Here is a 19,863-nt window from a genome sequence, read left to right as displayed (position 1 = left end):
GCTTTCGGTTTTTTAGATTCTTTATTGGTCTTCTTTTCTTTTGACATATTAGGTCTCCACTCTAAATTTCTTCAATCTAGTCTGCTGTTTAGGTCAGCAACCTTGGTTTGCTCTTCTTATTAAGGTTAATACCCAAACCTTCCCACATTTTAGTTGATTCGAGAAGCATTACATGCAGAAAAACGTGATTAAAATGACTAGCGATCGCACATTAAGAGGGTTTTCAAAAAGCATTATGTGGAGAAAAAATTACTCTTCGCTCTCTTCTTCATCTTCTATGTCATGAATTTCTGGCTCTAGAAATTCATCTAAATCTCCTGAGATCTTATGTTCCTGAAAATCACCAATCTCAGAAGGCTTTAACCTACCAGAACTTTCTAGCCAACCGAGAAGAGTCTCCTGTGCGATTTTAGGAGCCACTCTCATGGCTTGGTTGCGGGGTTCTTCACTGAGAGAGGGATTATTGAATGTAATCATAATAATCGTTGCCTTGGTGGAATAAAAACGTTTGAATTTGTTGAATTTTTCAGCGGCGATAAGCTGTGGCTGTCGTAGTAGAGAAGATGCAGTTACACCAATGACAACAAGTTGAATTATTGATTCTTAAGAGTGTTGCGATCGCATAAGTCGAAGTTTTTACGCTAAATTCAGTGGAACAATGTGGTGAAATCTAACTATAAGCATTGATACTCGACTAGCAGCAAGCAATGTAGCTGTTAACCTAAAAAGACATACCACTACTGCTATCAGAGTAAAAAGCAGTCCAGAACAAACATATGAGGCTCAATCTGTAGCTATTAATGAGACTTTTATGTCTTACACATGCCTATTAAAGAGGCGTTAGTCGATGAAACGTTACCACAACAAATGGCAGCTTAACTCCGGCAAATTTTCACTTGTCTGCGCATTGTCTGTGCTTCAATGCTTCTCTTTAAGGTTGAGAACTTTTCCCGGTGTCTTAGTGTAGATTATGGGTGCCTTCTTACAAACCTATAAACCCATCATAGTTTGTTTGAGCAATAGCCGTAGGGTCAAAGCAATCTATCAATTGCCAAAACCCTTATGCCGTATGAGTTCCAATGGTTGAAATAAAGGCATTTCAACTGAACTAGCGTTCATCAAACTTCTTTTCGTAGTTAGGGTCTTGAGTGCCAAAGAGATTATCCCAAAACGTAAAATACAGCCCATAATGCACGGTGTATTTAAGGTGATGAATGGAGTGATGAGCCGGACCAATGAACCATCGGCCTAGCCAATGATGCGGAAACCACAGGGGCAAGCGATCTATTCCTAGATGATTTAACACTGCCCAAACCGTCATGGTGGTCAATACCGCAATCAAGGTGATGAAGTGCAGCGGCACGACGAACACAATGCCGACCAGAAAGAGCGACTGAACGATCGCCTCTAACGGATCAAAAGCAAACGATGTCCATGGAGTTGGATGACGCGATCGATGATGCCCCTGATGTAGCCAGGCAAAGAGTAAGGGATGGTGAAACAATCGATGGGTGAAATAAAAATAGGCATCTTGAAGAACCAACACAGCGCCATAGCTAGCGCCTAAATACCACAAACCATACTGTTGAGCGTGGCTATACAAACGGGTCATTCCCCAACCGTATGCTGACATGACACACGCTGCCGCCAGTGCAAACACCCCCGCCGAGAAGACAGAAAGTTGAATATCCGCTTGAATCGATCGCCAGGAGGGATCCGGATGCCGTTTTCCAGAATTCACATGGTTCACAAAAAAGTGAATGGATGGTGAGTAAAAGCACCAATACATTCCTCCCGCTACAAAAAAGTACCGCAATAGAATAATTCCAAAAAAAGCGATGCCATAAAAACCAAACGAGTGGTCTATCAATTTAATCTCCTTGCCATTCCCGATCTTCTAGTTCCCTTTGAGGAAGCAGCAGTGTAGCTTCAATTTCCTGTCGAATTGCCGGTGTGACTTCGCAGTTACTATTCAAGCAATCTATCAGAAGTTGATTCGCATCGTAGTAGCGTTGTAGCACTTGCTGTTGATCGGGACTAAATTGCCAGGAATGGTTAATGTTACGGTAATTAGTGATCGTGTCTCTTAATTGCTTGATCCAAGCAGAATAGTGTTTTTGCCACCAGTCCGGCAGCCGTTCTCGATTCTGGCTAGCAGACGGCAACTGGTCTCTCGATTGTTGAAGGGACTTATATAATCCAACATCCAGAACCATTACCAAAATATTGTTAAGCGCCTCACTACAGGCATTAGTATGGGCAAAATCCTGACTATTGTTTGCGCACTCTAGCAACAAGTTCTCTAGCGCCTCATCTAAAAACATTCCCTGATCAAGGGTACAGGCTAACGTGAAGTCAGCCGCCACATGCGGATTTTTAGCAAGAGCAAAATAAAATGCCCGCTTGGTCGCCACTTTGGTTTCCTTCGGGATCTGTTGAGATTTTTGACTGCCCCACCTCAAAAATTCTTGCAAATACGGGTCTTGAGCAACGAATGCGTCAATTTGTTGCTTCATTAACTGCACCAGTGAATCTGCACTTCGCAACATCGCAGACGTTAACAAAAAAACTTCGCGCCAGTGTGGATCGGTAATGTGAGTCACCAACCCGCCCAGCGCTTGCTCTAATGCGCCCAGATTATGGCTGGCAACAATTTTTCGAGCGGTAAGGTATTCTTGAAACGCCAAATAGGAAAACGAAAAAACGCCACGTGCTCGTTCGGTGAGTAACCCATGCTGCGCTTCGATCGCTCTCAACATTGCTTCGCTTTCAAGTTGAAGTTCCTCTGGTTCTAAACTCGCACCGGGCAACTCTCGCAAATAGTCGCCAATGTAGTGTTCAATCGTGCGTTGCTCAAAAAAATACTGCCCTTGTTCAAAGGTAACGGCTGCAAGCTGGCTCAACAGCCTCAGCTTCTGTGGCAATAGAAACCCTCGATAAACCTCATCGCGTTCAATGCCTCTCGCTTCATCCCATTTACCCAGCAGCAAATCCAGCCCTTGCTTATAAAACTCACTCCGCTTGGTCGGAAATTTCTCGTGACCCTGAAACACCCAGCAGGCGATATGCAAAAACAGGGGCGTACCCACAAGTTGCCGAAACTGCCAATTTTCTGGCAAATCCAATTTCTGAATAAACTGAGCAGCCTGATTTTTCCCGGCTTGAACCGTTGTTTTGGTAAATGCCATAAACCACTTTTGGGCGAAAGTAGTGATTTGAGCGTGAGTAAAGGGGGCAATTTCTACATCGGTGAAGCCGCGCAGTTGCAGCTTATGGGCAGCGGTGCGACAGGATGCCACAAATTGATTTCGATGATACTTATCTGAAAATTTGCGAATTTCTTTTAGAACTGCTGTGCTGTCTTGCTTCAGCAATTCATCCATGCCATCTAGCAACAGCAACACCTGACCTGCTTGCAGCAAGGTTTCAAGCGCAGACGGGTTAGAAATTCCAGAGGCAAGAAATACTTGTTCTATATAGTTAAATAGGCTAAATTCACCGCGCTGTCTAGACTCTTCTGCAAAGTTTCTGAGCAAGATAAAAATCGGTACTTGGTTTGCGGCGAATTTGCCTAAATTGCACTGAATCGCCAGGTATTGCAAAAAGGTGGTTTTGCCAACCCCCGGTTTACCCAAAACTCGAAGTTTTGAGTAAGTTTCAACTGCCTGCATTCCCGGTATCTGAGTCTGCTCAACCTCCCCCAAGCCAATGCGGTCAAATTTAGCGGTTTTCAAGTTTTGTAGATCAACAATCTCAAACTGCTGTTGACTAGCAATCTTCTCTAAGATATTGACATCTACATAAATATCATCAATGCTAACTGGACGGTTGATATCTAATAGCTGCAAAATGCTGCACTGATTTTGAATGGTATCTCTATGCTGCGATCGCACCTGTTGCACCAGAACGTCAATATTCAGAGGTGTAGTCTCAGTTGTCGCACCCAATTCAGGAAATTCTGCTGGCGGATTATCTGCAATCTTTCGCCAATCTAAATCGAGGATCAAACAAACAGATAAAAATGTTTGGCGCTCAACAGGTTGTCCAGTGAAAAATCGCCAGATCGGTTGTCGGGTTTTTAAGTTGACTTCTCCTGCTAGATTTTCTTGAGTCCACCCTGTAAGCGAAAAAGCTCGTTTAGCCTGTTGAATCCCCAAGGAAGAAGCTTGGAGCGATCGCTTAACCATAAAATCAAAATCTCACATAAAACTTACAAATTCAAACTTGTATATATAAAAAACATGCTTATGGGTTCTTTTGAAGTGTATTAATGTTCACCATCTTGCCGAAATCATACAAAATCTCAGGAGCTGCTCCAACTATCATTGGGCTTAAATCAAACGTTTTGACCTTAAGGGACTTGCGTAAAAGTAAAATATCGTCTTCAGGATGGGTTTAGTGCAAACCGTAATGCCTTAATTTTGGGAAATGATACATTACGCCAACTCCTCTTGCTGGTGCTTTGTTGATCTATAGCCGATTGATATTTAGATGGAAGCAGGACCCATGATTGATTTTGCTGTGTGGGATAGTTTGCTGCACCAATATGTGGATCAGCAGGGGCGAGTAGACTATCTTGCTTGGAGTCAGCAACCTCAAGCGCTGACAAATTGGCTAGCAAGTTTGGAATCGGTAGATCTGAACCCGACTCTGCCTGCTGATCAGCTAGCGCTTTGGATGAATCTATACAATGCGTTCACAATTTCCACGATTTTAAAACGCTATCCGATCGCTTCAATTCGACCTGTGGTGCTAGGACTTCCCAACTGGATTGCTTTCCTGCGATTTTTCCAGCGTCGGGTTTATCGATTTTCAAATAAAACCTACAGCCTCAATCAAATTGAGAACGATATGCTGCGCGATCGCTGTCACGATGCACGTATTCATTTCGCGATCGTGTGTGCTTCTATTGGCTGTCCGCTGCTCCGCAACGAAGCCTACACCTCGGCTCTAGTGGAACACCAGCTAGACAACGATGCTCACCGTTTTATCAACAACCCCGACAAAGTTCGGTATGATGCCCAAACTGGAACGCTTTATTGCAGCAAGATCTTGAAATGGTATCGCCAAGATTTTCTGCAACTGGCAAGCTCAATTCCAGACTATATTTGCGCCTATCGCCAAGACTTGCCTTTGACTGCTTCAACCCCAATCGCCTATCTCCATTATGATTGGAGCCTAAATCAGCGAACATCCTCATAAAACTGCTTCAAATAATCAGCAGAAACCCCAACTCCCCATAAACAGCCAACATACAAATAGATGGCAGTGGCTTTCCAGGCTCCCCAATGGGCAACTCGTCGATCTGAGCTTTGCACAATCCGGTTGACTTGGCGGATGCGCCCTTTTTTTGCCAACCGTAAGCATAAATCGCCATCCTCCAAAATTGGCAGCGCCTCATTGAATCCACCGCAATCCCAAAAGTCAAATCGACGACAAAACATCACCTGATCGCCAAATAGGAGGCGTAATCCTCCAAAGAATCGGTGCGGTCTGAACAGTAGCGGTGCGTAGTAAGTTTTTAGGTAGTTGTGCAGTGAGATTCCCCAGCGGGTTGTTTCGGGTCCCGTCATCAAAGAAATGAAGCCACCACAGGCAACCGTTTGATCGGCTAAGGTTCGCTGAATTATGGCGATTAGATCATCGGGAACCTGAGTATCCGCATGTAAAAAGCAAAGAACGTTCCCCTTCGCCAAGGTTGCGCCATGATTCATTTGAATCGAGCGTCCCCTGCGATCGCAAGCCAACACTTTCACCCCAGCCAAATGGGCGATTGCAACAGTTTCATCCTGGCTGCCTCCATCAACAACCAGCACCTCGGCGGGTGGTGGATCGAGAATTGTAAGTTGCCCTAATGTTCGCCTGAGGCTGCTTGCCTCATTTAGGGTGGGAATGATGATCGAGACCTGAAACATGGTTTCCAACTATTGGTGTAGCTGAGCCGTCACTCCACGCGTCCCGGTTCAGTATGTCGCCTTTCTATTAGCACTCCCCACACAGCATTGTAAGGGTGAACCCGTTGGGTCGGTTGCCCCGCATGAACCAATGGGCGATCTTCATTTGCCCATTGAAATAGACCGCCCTCCAGGTTGAAAACTTGATTGAAACCAGCGTGTTGAAGCTGTTGAACCACTTTTGCACTTCGATAGCCAATGGAGCAGTAGATAACGATCGCTTGATTCCTCGACGCTTTAAGCACCTGTTCTATAGGGACAGAGTTGATATCAATTCGTCTTGCGCCGATCAGATGGCTGACGGCATACTCCTCCTCACTTCTTGCGTCTAAAACCAGTGGATGAAATTCCTCTGAATCCCCCATCTGAGCAAATTCTAGCGTCGTCAGTCGGGGAACGAGCGGGAATTTGAGGCGGATGAATCTTTTGAGTAAATTAGAACTGCTTTGAAAATAGAGGACTAGCTCGGTGGTTGAGGGGCGGTAAGGGGCGTTAATTGAACCTGATATCCCAACCGCTCTATCCGGTGCTGCAAGGTTTGGAGCAGTTGGTGTTGGGTGCGTTGCCCCGAATCGGTAGTGCGGTAGTCGCGGTAGGGTTGGTGTTGTTTGAGGATGTGATAGACCGCAATCAACAGGCGGTGGGCGACGGCAACAATGGCGCGTTTGTGTCCCCGACGGGACGCAAGTCGGCGATAGACCGTAGCAAAATGGGAGGCTTTGCAGCGCACAGCAGCATTTGCCATTTGTACCAAGATGCTTCGCAACCAGCGATTTGCGGGTGGAGTTTTGCCAGAGTATTGTTTGCCCGCACTCTCATGATTGCCCGGACAAACCCCAGCCCACTTACACAGATGCGCGGCGCTGGGAAAGCGTCGCATATCACTCCCGATTTCTGCCAGCAGCAGTTGAGCACTGTGACGGGCGATTCCCGGAATGCTGTCGAGCAACGGCATCGCTTGCTGCCACGCCAACGGCAGGTCAGAGGAAGAATCTGTCTGAGGCTTGGATTCAGCCGCCGGAACGAGGACTTCGACCGGAGGCATGTGCTGCTCAATCAACTGCTCGATTCGCGCGTCAAACGGTTTGAGCTGGCGGTCGAGAAACTCTAGATGGTCGAGATGCATTTGGATCAAGAACCGATGATGGTCCCGCACTCGACCCGAGAGCGCTGCAATCAGTTCGGCTTGCTTGGATCGCATGCGTCCTCTGGCAAGTTCAGCGAGGGCTTCTGGGTCTTCAACTCCTGCCACCAGTGCTTTGAGTATGGCGCGCGACGAGACTCCCCCGATGTCACTGACCACCGATGCCAGCTTCAGATTTGCCCATTCCAACACTTTTTGCAGGCGATTGATGACACTCGCGCGTTCGCGAATCAGCGTCGTGCGCTGGCGGGTCAAGTCGCGCAAATCACGTTGGGGCAGGGGTGGAATAAAACTGCCACGGACGAGTCCATAGCTCAGTAGCTCGGCTAACCACTCGGCATCTTTGACATCGGTTTTGCGTCCAGGTACTTGCTTGAAGTGATGCGAGTTCACGACTATCACCTCAAAGCTGCTCTCCAATACGTTGTACACGGGTTTCCAATATTCCCCTGTACTTTCCATGGCAATGTGCGTGATCTCGCTACTCGATAGCCAGTCGCACAGATTTAACAACTCGCGGATGGTCGTACCGTAGGTGCGGGTTTCGCGCTGCGGTTTCCCATTCATATCCAAACTTAAGCAACAGACCACGACCGTCTTTTTGTGAACATCAATTCCAGCGCAGCGCTCATGGGTGACTTGCATCAGGCTTCTCCTTGATTAGGGTTAAGCTGGTTCACCCGCCATGTCGTTAATTGATCCTGCTTTGCGTGCTGTCTCGCAGTCGGCGAAATGCACAAATGGGTGTCCCAAGGGCGGGTACGGTCAGTCTCCTGCTCAGGCTGATTGGCGCTAGTTCCAATTCGACCTCTAAACCAGTTCATCTGACGTTACCACTTTCATCCCAGGGTGTGAGCAATCGCTCATGATGTCTCTTGCGTGAATCAAGAAGAGAGCGAAAGTTCACAGTTGATGATCGCCGCAATCAGGTTGAAGCGCAACCCGAAGCGCTTGCGTCGATTTCGATAGCGTTCAGCCAGAATCCGAAAAATCTTGAGCTTGCGGTTGACATGCTCAGCGACTACTCGCAATCGGGCTAGATTTCGGTTGTGCTGCCGCTCAGCTTTGCTCAATTTGCCTTTACGGGGCTTTTTGGTTGGAGTGCAACTACAGGGGTGTAGCGTTGCCATACCCTGATAGCCTCTGTCCGCTAAACACAACTGCTCCGGCAGCATCGGCAGGCGATGGAGCTTGAACAAGCGAAAGTCATGGACTCGCCCTTTGCCAAAGGCTGTGCAGATAATCTGTCCAGTCGCTTGATTGACTACCACTTGAGCTTTTAGGGTATGCCGCTTTTTCTTGCCGCTGTAGTAGCCTCGCTGTTTTTTTGGGGACGCTCAATGGGGCTTTCAGTCACATCCACTGCCACTACGCTCCAAGTACTGGCATTCTGGTAGAGTTGCTTTTTGCCGGGTAGCCGAAACTGGTCTGAATTGGTCAATAATCCTTCCACCTTTTGAATCAATCGACATACGGCTGACTCGCTCATCCCCCACGTGGTGGCGATATGAAACTGTGTCCGGTATTCTCGCCAGTATTCAAGTACGACCAACAATTGGTCTTCTACGCTTAATTTGCACTGTCCACCCCGTTTTCCCCTGCGGTCAAGATCGGGACGCAATATTGCTACCATCTGCTCAAACGTTTCAAGGTGAACCCCACATCGACGTTTGAAAGCTCCGGGTTTAAGTTGGCTAAGTTGCTCGTAGGTCATAATATCCTCCTCCTTGACCTAGTTCTAGCTGCTTACATACATTCACGCAAGAGGTCTATTGAATAGCAGCGATCGCCCAACCATATCATTTTGAATTTCTAAAACTGTTGATAAAAAGGTCAGGCGAACAACATTTTGAGGGGTGATTCTGGTTACCTTTTCTACCGCCATTCTTGCAAATATGCGTAACTTGCGCTCAGCGCAGTGCAGCAAATTGATCTGACTTCATGCTTTATTCTCCAATGCCGAAATTCTATCAAGGGATAGATTCTGTTTGTAGTACAGCAATTCACAATGATGTTTATTACAACAGGTTAAGAGCTTCTAATCATGTATCTAACTGTGGTTATCCAATGCGTTTGGGCGAACAGTAGGTTGTCCTATGAATGTTGATTGCATCAAAGCGATCGCGGCTCCATCGGTTCATTGGTTTCCTAAAGCCGAATCTCATTCTTTAGTTCAGACTCCTCCGCTGCCTCAATGCGAGGTGTGTGTCATTGTTCCCGTGCGGAATGAATCGGAGAGATTGCAAAGCACATTAACTGCTTTAGCCAATCAGTCTGATTTAGCAGGCCTATCGCTTGATCCAAAGCGCTACGAAATCATTTTATTGGCGAACAATTGCGAGGATGATTCTGCTGCGATCGCTCATCGGTTTGCTCAGCAGCATCCTCATTTGGCGTTGCATGTTGTCGAGGAGACACTTTCTGCTGCGAATGCTCACATTGGGTGGGTGCGAAAGCTGTTGATGGATGAGGCATACAACCGCCTGATCTCAATTGGATGTAGCCGAGGTATTATCGCCTCGACCGATGGAGACACCCGCGTCGCTCCCAATTGGATTGCGGCTACTCTACAGGAAATTGATTGTGGTGCTGATGCTGTTGGCGGGCGAATTGTCACAGATCGACGCGATCGCGCTGCCCTAACCCCGTATACGAGAGCTTGCCATCTTCGAGAAGTCGGTTATCGCTTTTTGGTGGCTGAACTAGAAGCTCATCTCGATCCGGATGCGTTAGATGTACACTCCCGCCACTTTCAACACTATGGCGCGAGCCTGGCAGTGACCGCAGAGATGTATGGACGCGCTGGAGGCATACCGCCCGTCAGAACTTCAGAAGATGTTGCGCTTTACCAGGCGCTGATGCGGATAGATGCTAGCTTTCGCCACAGTCCATTGGTGCGGGCAACGACTTCAGCTCGACAAGTGGGACGCGCTCAACATGGCTTAGCAGATCAGTTGAGCCAATGGACAGCCATGGAACATGAAAAGCAGTCCTTTCTAGTTGAGTCAGCCGCTGCAATCACTACTCGCTTGCACGCCCAACGAGAACTGCGATCGCTCTGGCAACACAGAAAAAATGGCTATGAACCCACGCTAAAAGATGTAGCAATGCCAGCCGATAGGTTAGGAATTACAAAAGATTGGGTGCGGGATCAGCTGGTGCAAGCTCAATTTTTCGGCGAATTGTTTGAGCAAGTTGAACAACGACAGGAGCAAGAAGGGATTTGGCAACAGCGTTGGTTTCCGAGCAAAATCGAACAGGCAATTGATGATTTGCGCTTATTGCTGGAACCTGTGCGGCAGCAACGCAGAAAGGTAAAGCAAACATCTATGGCATGAAAATGTTTATAGTATGAATTCGAGGATGAGTCCCGATCTACCCTTCAATCTTTGCCAGGACGCATGATACTGCCACTGCGACTAAGTTGACTCGTCATCGACTCGTTCAAATAGATCAAGTCGATATTTATCAGCGCGATCGCCCTTCAGGTGCTTAAGCTGAGAACTAGGCAATGCCAAGAACGATTCATGTACTTCATCTCCACTTAATGGATTGTGATAGTCATCGTCGTAGGGTGTCCAATGCACCAGCAGGAGATGTCCACCCGGTTCAAGATGCTGCAACATCAACTGCTGCGCTTTTTCGAGGTCTTCTCGACACCAGTAGTAACCGACTTCTGAAAGCACTGTGAGGTCAAATTGTTCATTGGGGTAAGCCTTCGGAACGCACATCAATTGAAAGCGGATGTTTAATAGAGACTGACAACGAGTGATCGCCTGCTGTTGAGCAATTTCTGAGACATCGATTGATAGTAGAGAGGTGCAACGACCAGCCAGCATTTCGGTTAAAACACCAATGGAAGTGCCAATTTCAAGCGCCGATTGATAGTGATCTTTGGATAAGGCAGCAAGAGTTGCTGCATATTTCTGCGCTTCGTATTCGCTCGTTTCAAACTTCCAGGGATCAGGGTCAAGACTATAGAGCGCGTCGAAATAGTCAGGCGTAAGTGTTTGCTTTTGGGGCAAATCCATCAAACTTCCTCCAAATATAGTTCCCAAGGTTGAGCGAAGTTAGCCAGCATCTCAGGCGTGAGGCGAAAGCCTTCTGGATCATCATCAATTAAATCAGTTGTTTGAGAGCGATAAGCAGCGATCGCCCTCAGTTTGATCTCTAACACGCTGCTAACATCGAGTCGCCAACCGATTACCTGTTCACCTGCAAAACCTCGTCGCTGCTCTACGTCCCAATCCCAAATTGGGTACTCAAGGATGCGCGGTGCATACGCTTTAGGCGGCTCTAAATCAATCAGTGCGGTGCGGATCAATTGCCAAGTAGCTCGATGATCGGGGTGGGGATCGAATCGCCACGGCAGAAAGATGGTTGCAGGCATCAATGTTTTCAGGAATGCCCGACAACGAGCTACTGCTTCTTGCAGTCTGGGTGATTTTAGAATTGGAATGGAACCATCCTGCAATCGCAAAAAGGTTGCAATTTGATTCATTCCTAAAATGGATAAGGCCTCTAGGGTTTCTGTTTCTCGCAGTATCCGCAGACATGGAGCCGGGTACTTAACTGAACGGGGATGAGACAGGGTGCCATCGCTGATGACTAAAACCTGAACAGAACAACCCAACGCCCGCAGCAGGGCGATCGCGCCACCGCAACCCAATGTTTCATCGTCTGGGTGAGGCGCAACGACTAATACAGAATTTGTCGCGATCGTATCAACGGAGCGCAATGGTAACAGGGTCGGATTGGAAAAAGAAAATTGGCTATCAACTAAAGGATTCATAAACCCGTCGTCTAGCAAAACAACACTCAGCACTCAGCATTAGATCCACCCATCCACAAACAACTGGTAGGAACTCCTTGAGACAGAGCATACTGACCCACATTGGCAAGTGCTCCGTCAAAAACGGGTTGACGCAGATACAAGCTTAAATCTCGGATGATCCGCTCCATGGGATGCGGCGGTAGCAAGCCACGCGTTCCCACTGATCGTTCACACAACTGGATTGTCTCCATGCAAATCTGCTCGATCGCCGTCCGCACCATATTGGCGTAGGCAACCAGTTGATCGGATTGTTGGGGGGGATGATGTGGGTTGCCACCAAACATAGGCGCATAGGCTTTCACTTGATTTGCCGCTCCTTGCAGCCAAAGATTGCCGCTTTCGATCGCGATCGCCATGCGTCCTAATCGGTGCTGTTGATAAGGATCACTCGTTCGATTCAAGCTCTGCAAATACTCGCGAGTTGCATCCAACAGCGCTTCTGCGCCGCCTAGCTGCACGGCTGCAAAGCGAATCACGCCTGCGCTGAGCCACGGTTGCCGAAAGTAGTCTCCTGGTTTTCCAATTAATGACGTTGCCTCTAATTCAACGCCACTAAAATCCACCTTAAAACTAGCAGTAGCTCGCATTCCAGAGGGTTGCCACCAAGATGGATCGCTGACCGTTGCCACCTCCTCCATGGGCACAATACACATTTGGCAACTGCCATCGGGTAGCGCCCCATTCGCAAAAGGACGATCAACAAAGCCAGAACCAGAACAAAAGGTCTTTGAGCCTTCTAGGCGATACCGTTCATTTTGCTGATCATCGCTGAGGGAATGCAGTTTGACTCCATCCTCCGCTTCGGCATTCCAAACTCCAAAAATCTTATGGCGATCGCGAGCATCACTGGCATAGGCTTCAATTTGCGCAGGTGTGCCAAAGGTTTGAATCAGTTGGAGTGCATTGATGTGTCCTTCATAAATTCGTCCGACTGCCAAATTGCCGCGCCCTATTTGTTTCAACAACAGCAGCAGTTCGTATGTTGTGTTTGCATCAATGCCTAAGCCAACGCCGCCCAACTGAGCCTGTAGCGGTGCTGCCAATAAATCGGCTTTGGCGATACGCTCAAATTCTGCGATCGGAAACGCGCCATTTCGGTCTATGGCAGCCGCGTTCGCTGCACAGAAATCAGCAATTTCAGTCGCACGAGCAAGAATATCAGTAATTTGCAAATCAGTGTGTCGATATGCCAAATCAATCAAAGGATCAGCCGCAATAGGTGCCACTTCGATCTCTCTCAATGTTTACTAAGAAAATATTGCACTAATTTCACTCTAAAGACCTCTATCTTCTGGTAGCTTCCAAGGTTAATCAGTCACAAAGGCTATTGCAATCATAGAGCTAAATTTTTGGATTTGAGATGGTACCCATGAATAACACTGTTCCAGTCTGGTCGTCACGGATGGCACAAAAGAAGGGGCGATCAACGCGCATCCGAAAAGGCTCCTCTATCGGTCTAGCAGAAGTTGTCCGAATACCGATGGAGGTGACTGCGGCGGCTTCGGTGCCTGTTTCATTCACTTCCACAAAAGTTTTATGCTTTACCTCATCAATTTTGGTTGGAACTTGGCTGAGTCCTGAAAAGTTGGCGCGACTGCTGAACGCTTCCGCCATACCTAATTGTGAAAGGGCGCTTTTCAGCTGCACATCATATTCCAGTTTGAAACGCGGCACCTGAATGGAACCTTGGCGCTGGCGGAATTGAGTCATCCATTGCTCCCAGTTTTCAGCCGTTAAATTCCTTTGAAAATTCGCAAGGCTAGAGGACGACTGGGGCAAGAAAACATAGAGGCTCATCCGCCGTTTGGTGCCATAGGGTAGGCTAACTGCTTGGAATTGGCTGGTTTCATAATAGCGATACTCCCCGCCCTGAGTCATCATGGGATGTTGTTTGGTCTGTTTATTAGGCAAGTAAAACGGCTGAAGGGCTGTGTTTTGTGGGTCAAATTTACGCGACCAGTTGCCTTTGAAATAGATGGCGTTGACCAAAAACATGACATCGCTCGAATCGATGCTGTCGATGATGGCATCAATTTTGCCGCGCGTATTTTGGCTGACCCACGTGTTGATGGTCGCCACCGATCGCGGATTGCCAAAGTCTAGTTCACTCACCTTTGCTTGATAAAACTGGCGGTTGCGCTGAAGAAATTCTGATTTAAAGGAAATGCCTTGCCGAGTCCACAGGGAGTTGGCGATCGCCAGTTGTATCTCTGGATCAGGATTTGCCAGCATCGTTTTTAGGGTGGCATTTGCTTCGTTGAGTTCCTGCAAGCTCATGCCTTGCAGTTCCATTGCTCGTGCCATCGCCTGCTGGGTTTCTCCATTTGCACCGTTGTAGGCCATTGCCAGCGCGATCGCCACACTCGACGGTGAGATGAATACATTCTTGCCATCATCTTGTTTGGCTATGGCAGAAAACAGCTTGAAGCCGAAACGAGTGTTGGCATTGATCAACTTTGGGCTAACGGTCGTATTCTGTGCAACCATACGAAATTTGGGTTGGGCGGACTGAGTTTGAGGCAAGAGGGGCAATGCGATCGCAGTGTGAAGCGGCATCACTTTTACTAAACTGACTAAGCCCACCAGCAGCAAACTGCCCATCAACGCCACACCGATTGTTTGGTTCATTCGTATCCCCATCTCACGCTCCTCACTTAACAGCCTATCGTTCGCTTTTTACTCATCCAGCCTGCCACATTTAGCATGACGACCAGGTTCTGTTACAGTTCCAGCAACTAGATTAAGCAGGTTTGACCCAAACAGTTTTGATAAGCAAGAGACCAGAATCCTGTACGCTGTTTCCTACTTCTGCACCCCTCTACCCTCCTTGTTTTCTCATGTTAAAGCGAGTTCTTCCTTTTCTCGTTGCCTTTCTTACCTTCCGACTCGTTTTCTGGTTTGCGACTTTTCCCAATCCAGACGAAGCCTATTACTGGCTATGGGGAAAATATCCAGCTTTGTCTTACTACGATCATCCACCTTTTCATGCTTGGGTTCAAGGTATATTTACGGCTCTTTTAGGTCGCTCTTTGTTTGTTTTACGTCTGCCTAATTTGCTGAGTAATGCAGCTTTTTTCTATTGCTATTATCAAATTTCAAACTATCTCTATGGCAAGTGGGAAAAGGATTATTTTTGGATAACACTCTCTTTGATTCTTGCGTCACCGTTATATTTTTTATTCTTTGGCTTAGCTTGGAACGACCATTGGTTAGTTATATTTTCTTTGAGTTCTGCCTATCTTTTTATTCGATTTTTAGATAGCTACCTTGACGCTAAAAAGGGAAATACTTTACTACTTTATAGTTCAGCTTTTTTGCTTGGTTTAGCTTTTTTATGTAAGTACAATGCTGTGTTTGTGGGTGCAGGATTTGTTGCGACGGTTTTATCACTGCCAGCTTTACGATCGCTGTTGCGCGATCGCCGCTTTTATATTGCGATCCTGATCACCCTCAGCGCTCTTTTGCCAGTTTTAGTGTGGAATTTTAGCAATGATTTTCAGTCTTTTCGCTACTACGCCACTCGCAGCGTTGATGTAGACAGCTTTCAGCTTAAATGGGCTGAACCTCTAAATTTTCTGTTGTTTTCAATTCTGATGGTTTCCCCACTTAACGGTTGGGCAATGGTGAAAGCCATTCGTCAGCCAGATATACAGATCCGTTCGGACACGATCTACCGCACCGTTGCTCTGTGGATTTTTGCCATTTCAACCGTTTCCCTGACCGCGATCGCTCTTTTTTCCACCGCCTTCTATTACTGGAATATCACCGCTTATTTGCTACTGTTTCCCCTTTTACCCTCCGTTTTTCTGAAGTCTCCCGCACCCCACACTCCGCACCCCACGCTTCGCGCTCCCAAACTATTCACCGTTGGGCAACTTTACGGATTACTGTTTGCGGCGCTGCTCGTAGTTCACTACAGCGTAATTCCCTTGTCCGCATTCGCAGACCCCAGCAGTGATCCTGATTCGCGAATGCTATTTGGCTGGGATGCGGTGGGCAGAGCTGTGCAAACACAGCAGCAAGAACTCGGAGAATCCTTTTTAGTCACAACTGATTATCGGTCAGCATCGGCATTAGCCTACGAATTAAACGATCCTGCTGTGATGGCTATTTCAGATCGCATCGATCAATTTGATGTTTGGTACAATCCCGATCTGCTGAGCGGCAAAAATGCAGTAATTCTAGCAGATGACTGGCATCCCCCTAACCCTAAACTGTTGGCGCAGTTTGACCGCACTTCAAAGCCTATCGCCGTTCCCATCTATCGATTTGGGCGATCGCTCAAAACTTACTACGTGATCAAAGGCTACCTCTTTCAAAAAAATGACGAATGATGAATTGCGAATGATGAGTAGCGAGTGATGATTGCCAAACTCAAAACTCTTCGCGCTCCGTACTCCGTACTCAAAACTCCACACTTTACTATTTGGGAAGGCGTTTGACTAAAATCCAATAGTCGATCGCGGCGATTTGTTGCAGTGATTTCAGGTTTAACTGATCCAAGGTGGGTTGATCAGTTAGCAGGTAAGGTGGTGGGTCTTGCTGCCACCGATTGGCGATCGCCTCGGTTGACATTGGGCTAACCCAGCGATCGCTGTAGAAGTTTAAAGAAGGGCGACTATTGGGGTAAGAGGTGAGGATGGGTTGACCAGCGGGAGTATGCTGTTTCAGCATTAACGCTACAGGTTTAACAGGATATTGCTCTTGAAGTTCCCAAACCCAATAGGGCGACACCATCACCAGCAGGAGAGAAACGTAGCTGCCCCAAAGCAACACTAAGATAAACTGAGAATCTTGGCGCATCGCCAGCACTGTGGCAGAGGTAAGCGTAATGGTTAGCATCATGCCAAGAATGGCGAGAGTGGGCGTGGGCGCTAACCCGATGGGGCTAAAGTAAACGCTGAGTCCGGCTGCTGCGATCGCGATGATACCCAGCAGAATTTTCCAGACTTTAGGATATTCACGGCTGGATAACCAGCGGATGCCAAACATATCCTCCGGTTCCCAGATAGTTGAGAGCATCATACCGCCAACCAATGCCAGAGCCGGATACAGGGGCAAAATATACCAGGGTAATTTAGTTTGCATGAGCGAGATCGTCAGCAGATAGCCGCCAGCCCACACCAACATCAGCTTTGCCCACCCCCAACCCCGATGTTCCCAAGCAAGTCGGAAGCCTTGAGGCAGAAAAATCAGCCAGGGTAGCGTGTATTTCAACAGTTCCAGTAAGTAATACCAGGGAGGTCCACTATTATTTTCGACCGCATTCCAGACGCGGCTGAGAGATTGATCGACCAAATGGCGATCTAAAAAGACAGCGCCATATCGTTGCCACTGCGCCCAATACCAAGCGATAAAGGGCGCAATCCCTAAGGCGAGACTGCTCCATAGATAGCCGGATGTCAGCAGCCGTGGCGTATCCCACAGAATAAACAGCAGCGCGATCGCCCCCATCAATCCGCCAACTAGACCTTTCGTTAGGCACATCAGCCCAATTCCAGCGCCCACCCCTAGCCCCCAGCGCAGGTCGCGCCGCATCCGCAGCAGCGAATAAAACATCACTAAAGAAAAGCAAACCAACGCTCCATCTAGCATGGCAAGCCGTCCGTGGCGCACAAAGGGCAGCAGCACCAGCAGAATCAACGCTGAGAACACCGCTGGGGTGCGCTTTGGAAAGAGTTCTCGTCCAATCCAATACAGTAAGGGGATAGATAAGGAACAGAGGAATGCACCCGGAAACCGCGCTGTCCACTCATTCACTCCCGCGATCGCATAGCACTGAGCAATCAACCAATGGATTAAAGTCGGTTTGTTTTGATAAGGCGCATTACCAAGGGTGGGATAGAGCCAAGTTAAAGACGTAGCCTCTGTTGGGTTCGTTTGCGCCCGCCAGATATCCTTTGCTACTTCTGCCACAATACCCTCATCCCAGTCGCGCAAGGGCACGCCACCCAAGCCCACCATGAAGAGAAGTACGGCTGCCAGCCAAAGCGCGATCGCCCACGTCCAATCGATTCGATGCTTTGCAAACAAACGCTTCATCCTATCTAAAAACGCCCAAAAACCGCAGTTATGTGATCGCGAAAGCATCGACTAGCCATCAGTACTCTAGTGTAGCGAAGTGGGCGATCGCATGGATTCACAGAATAAAACAGCCTTGGTCGGTGATTTTTTCCATCAATTCATAAAATGATCGGTAGCGATAAGCCCCCGGCAGTTTGTTGCCCAGGTGCCATGCCTCCCATTCACCCGTCTCAGAAACCACCTGAGGAATCAGCAGAAAAATGTCGCCATCGCCACTACCGCTGCTAATTTCCAGGGCAGTCGATAAGTACTCAGGACGCAGGTGAATACAATCTTGATCTGCCCCATATACAAAGTACTTCTCGTCTAATAGCGGCGATTGACCCGCAGATTGCCAAGTGCTAATCCACTCTTGATTGCGTGAGGCAAACCAATCAATTTCAGAGGTTGAGTAAAGATGCATCTCTGTCCAATCGGAGTTGCGCCACCCGTTTGAAACTGCCAAAAACGCTCGGTAGGAGGGCGGAAACCGAGTATTCAAGCGAGTTTCTGCCTCAGCAATTTGAGCTTCAGATGCGGCGGGGTAGCCCAACCAGCCGGATTTCACCATGTCTGGGGTGAGATCCCAATCCTCCTCGTCTCGCTCCTCTATCAGCTTGCGGCTAAACTTTTTCAGCAGACTCTCCCAGTTGAAACTTGACATAGATTATGCAGGTATATTTAGGTCTGTACTCTTTAGTGATCAATCCATAATCTTCACTGTGCCCAAGATAAAGTCTACCGATATTTGTCAAGTGCGTTGCTTCAATGTGCCGTTGGTAGAGCAAGTGCGTCAGGCGTTACCCGATGATGATGCGCTTGAAGCGGCTGAGATTCTCTTTTCTGCGCTTGCAGATAAGTCCAGACTGAAAATTCTTCATGCGCTTCAGGGTGGGCAGGAGCTTTGTGTTTGCGACGTAGCGGCTGTGTTAAATGTACAAGTCTCCGCCGTTTCTCACCACTTACGCAAGCTACGCGATCTGAAACTTTTAAAGTATAGAAACGATGGCAAGCTGGTTTACTATTCACTGCGAGATGAATCTGTAGGTCACGTGTTGAACTACGTCCTTGAGAAAATCGAATAGCCCAGCATATTTTTTGTTTACTCATTACAACACTCTTTTGAATGTTGTAATGAGCCAGTCCTTTTGGTAGTATTCAACAGAATATATTCCAACAAACGTTTGAATGTTTGGATGATACGCCTAGATATTGCTGGAGGGGAATGTGGCTGATCATTGCTGTCAAAAAAAATCTAGTGCGCTCGAAAAGCTATCTAAGCGGCAGAGCAAAGTGTTATGGATTGTGCTTGGGATCAATGGGGTGATGTTTGGGGTTGAGTTTTTCTCTGGAATTTGGTCAAATTCTTTGGCGCTAACGGGTGACTCGTTAGATATGTTGGGAGATGCGATCGCCTATGGAAGTAGCCTTTACGTGATTAACATGGGCAACAAAGCTCATGCTCGCTCTGCAATGCTTAAGGGCATCATCATGTTTGCCTCAGCGATCGCTGTATTTTCGCGGGCTGCCTATCAACTATCCTTCAGCATCCCTCCAGAACTGACTGTGATGAGTAGTATCGGTTTTGTTGCGCTCTGTGCAAACTTAGTGTGTTTGTATCTCCTCACCCAACACCGAAGCGACAACATTAATATGTCTTCTGTCTGGCTCTGCTCTCGCAACGACATTATTGCCAATGTATCTGTCTTGGGTGCAGCAGGCTTAGTGTATCTCACGAAGTCATCGCTGCCCGACATCCTGGTCGGCTTGCTTCTAGCTGTTTTGTTTGCAAAATCAGCCGGAGCAGTGCTGTCTCAATCATTACAACAGTTGAGAGCTTGATCAAGCGTTTATCGTTTCTGAGTGAG

The 19,863-nt window shown here is 47.7% G+C and carries 19 protein-coding genes; 5 read left to right on the top strand and 14 right to left on the bottom strand.

The features are described from left to right. Nucleotides 1-249 precede the first annotated feature (249 nt). The 3 genes from JOY44_RS17805 to JOY44_RS17795 all read right to left on the bottom strand — a co-directional run bounded on the left by JOY44_RS17805 (nt 250) and on the right by JOY44_RS17795 (nt 4,187). Nucleotides 250-477 (bottom strand): DUF3134 family protein, encoded by a 228-nt coding sequence (locus tag JOY44_RS17805; protein ID WP_171574934.1) that lies wholly within the window; start codon nt 475-477, stop codon nt 250-252. Between the two features lie 631 nt (nt 478-1,108). Then, nucleotides 1,109-1,741, bottom strand: a complete 633-nt coding sequence (locus JOY44_RS17800; RefSeq protein WP_197985544.1) for a sterol desaturase family protein — start codon at nt 1,739-1,741, stop codon at nt 1,109-1,111. Between the two features lie 130 nt (nt 1,742-1,871). Next, complete coding sequence (locus JOY44_RS17795; protein WP_171574932.1) at nt 1,872-4,187, bottom strand: NACHT domain-containing protein; 2,316 nt, start codon at nt 4,185-4,187, stop codon at nt 1,872-1,874. 319 nt (nt 4,188-4,506) lie between these two features. On the opposite strand from JOY44_RS17795, the gene JOY44_RS17790 reads away from it, so the two are divergent. Continuing rightward, complete coding sequence (locus JOY44_RS17790; protein WP_171574931.1) at nt 4,507-5,202, top strand: DUF547 domain-containing protein; 696 nt, start codon at nt 4,507-4,509, stop codon at nt 5,200-5,202. Here the strand turns inward: JOY44_RS17790 and JOY44_RS17785 are convergent. The 5 genes from JOY44_RS17785 to JOY44_RS17765 all read right to left on the bottom strand — a co-directional run bounded on the left by JOY44_RS17785 (nt 5,184) and on the right by JOY44_RS17765 (nt 8,812). Further along, the gene (locus JOY44_RS17785; protein WP_171574930.1) at nt 5,184-5,915 is read right to left on the bottom strand and encodes a TIGR04283 family arsenosugar biosynthesis glycosyltransferase; all 732 of its coding nucleotides are present in this window, start codon (nt 5,913-5,915) and stop codon (nt 5,184-5,186) included. The genes JOY44_RS17790 and JOY44_RS17785 overlap by 19 nt on opposite strands. Nucleotides 5,916-5,944: 29 nt before the next feature. Continuing rightward, complete coding sequence (locus JOY44_RS17780) at nt 5,945-6,319, bottom strand: rhodanese-like domain-containing protein (protein ID WP_171574929.1); 375 nt, start codon at nt 6,317-6,319, stop codon at nt 5,945-5,947. Between the two features lie 95 nt (nt 6,320-6,414). Next, nucleotides 6,415-7,743, bottom strand: coding sequence for an IS110 family transposase (locus JOY44_RS17775; protein ID WP_171571962.1), 1,329 nt, complete (start codon nt 7,741-7,743; stop codon nt 6,415-6,417). Beyond that, on the bottom strand, nt 7,743-7,922 hold the full coding sequence (locus tag JOY44_RS17770) for a hypothetical protein (protein ID WP_171571961.1): 180 nt from the start codon (nt 7,920-7,922) through the stop codon (nt 7,743-7,745). Before JOY44_RS17770 ends, JOY44_RS17775 begins: the two co-directional genes overlap by 1 nt. Nucleotides 7,923-7,982: 60 nt before the next feature. After that, a protein-coding gene (locus JOY44_RS17765; RefSeq protein ID WP_415881116.1) for an IS5 family transposase occupies nt 7,983-8,812 on the bottom strand; the annotation gives its coding sequence in 2 pieces (ribosomal slippage) (nt 7,983-8,422 and nt 8,422-8,812; 831 coding nt in all). A 382-nt stretch (nt 8,813-9,194) separates the two neighbouring features. Between JOY44_RS17765 and JOY44_RS17760 the strand changes: the two genes are divergently transcribed. Further along, nucleotides 9,195-10,436 carry a glycosyltransferase gene (locus tag JOY44_RS17760; RefSeq protein WP_171574928.1) on the top strand — a complete coding sequence of 414 codons (1,242 nt, stop codon included), beginning with the start codon at nt 9,195-9,197 and terminating at the stop codon, nt 10,434-10,436. Between the two features lie 81 nt (nt 10,437-10,517). On the opposite strand, the gene JOY44_RS17755 is transcribed toward JOY44_RS17760, so the two are convergent. From JOY44_RS17755 to JOY44_RS17740, 4 genes are all read right to left on the bottom strand, one after another. Next, nucleotides 10,518-11,129, bottom strand: coding sequence for an SAM-dependent methyltransferase (locus tag JOY44_RS17755; protein WP_171574927.1), 612 nt, complete (start codon nt 11,127-11,129; stop codon nt 10,518-10,520). Then, nucleotides 11,129-11,923, bottom strand: coding sequence for a PIG-L deacetylase family protein (locus JOY44_RS17750; protein ID WP_203032048.1), 795 nt, complete (start codon nt 11,921-11,923; stop codon nt 11,129-11,131). The genes JOY44_RS17755 and JOY44_RS17750 overlap by 1 nt, the downstream gene beginning before the upstream one ends. Then, nucleotides 11,917-13,158 carry an acyl-CoA dehydrogenase family protein gene (locus tag JOY44_RS17745; protein ID WP_197985543.1) on the bottom strand — a complete coding sequence of 414 codons (1,242 nt, stop codon included), beginning with the start codon at nt 13,156-13,158 and terminating at the stop codon, nt 11,917-11,919. Before JOY44_RS17745 ends, JOY44_RS17750 begins: the two co-directional genes overlap by 7 nt. Before the next feature lie 115 nt (nt 13,159-13,273). Beyond that, the gene (locus JOY44_RS17740; RefSeq protein WP_171574924.1) at nt 13,274-14,560 is read right to left on the bottom strand and encodes a serpin family protein; all 1,287 of its coding nucleotides are present in this window, start codon (nt 14,558-14,560) and stop codon (nt 13,274-13,276) included. A 209-nt stretch (nt 14,561-14,769) separates the two neighbouring features. Here JOY44_RS17740 and JOY44_RS17735 point away from each other — a divergent pair, with 209 nt between their 5' ends. Next, the gene (locus JOY44_RS17735) at nt 14,770-16,266 is read left to right on the top strand and encodes an ArnT family glycosyltransferase (protein ID WP_171574923.1); all 1,497 of its coding nucleotides are present in this window, start codon (nt 14,770-14,772) and stop codon (nt 16,264-16,266) included. 88 nt (nt 16,267-16,354) lie between these two features. Here JOY44_RS17735 and JOY44_RS17730 read toward each other — a convergent pair whose 3' ends face one another. After that, entirely contained in the window at nt 16,355-17,965 is a 1,611-nt protein-coding gene (locus tag JOY44_RS17730) for an ArnT family glycosyltransferase (protein ID WP_415881115.1), read from the bottom strand. A gap of 106 nt (nt 17,966-18,071) precedes the next feature. Further along, nucleotides 18,072-18,659, bottom strand: coding sequence for an SMI1/KNR4 family protein (locus JOY44_RS17725; protein WP_242541801.1), 588 nt, complete (start codon nt 18,657-18,659; stop codon nt 18,072-18,074). A gap of 58 nt (nt 18,660-18,717) precedes the next feature. Between JOY44_RS17725 and JOY44_RS17720 the strand changes: the two genes are divergently transcribed. Together JOY44_RS17720 and JOY44_RS17715 are read left to right on the top strand one after the other, a co-directional pair. Beyond that, nucleotides 18,718-19,080 (top strand): ArsR/SmtB family transcription factor, encoded by a 363-nt coding sequence (locus tag JOY44_RS17720; RefSeq protein WP_242541800.1) that lies wholly within the window; start codon nt 18,718-18,720, stop codon nt 19,078-19,080. Between the two features lie 142 nt (nt 19,081-19,222). After that, complete coding sequence (locus tag JOY44_RS17715) at nt 19,223-19,837, top strand: cation transporter (protein WP_171574919.1); 615 nt, start codon at nt 19,223-19,225, stop codon at nt 19,835-19,837. The last annotated feature ends 26 nt before the right edge of the window (nt 19,838-19,863 follow it).

Origin of the sequence: Leptolyngbya sp. Cla-17 (assembly GCF_016807185.1) — a bacterium.
In the GTDB taxonomy this organism is placed as follows: domain Bacteria; phylum Cyanobacteriota; class Cyanobacteriia; order Leptolyngbyales; family Leptolyngbyaceae; genus ULC077BIN1.
Note: the sequence above shows the minus strand (reverse complement) of the source record. Positions and strands in the feature narration are given on the sequence as shown.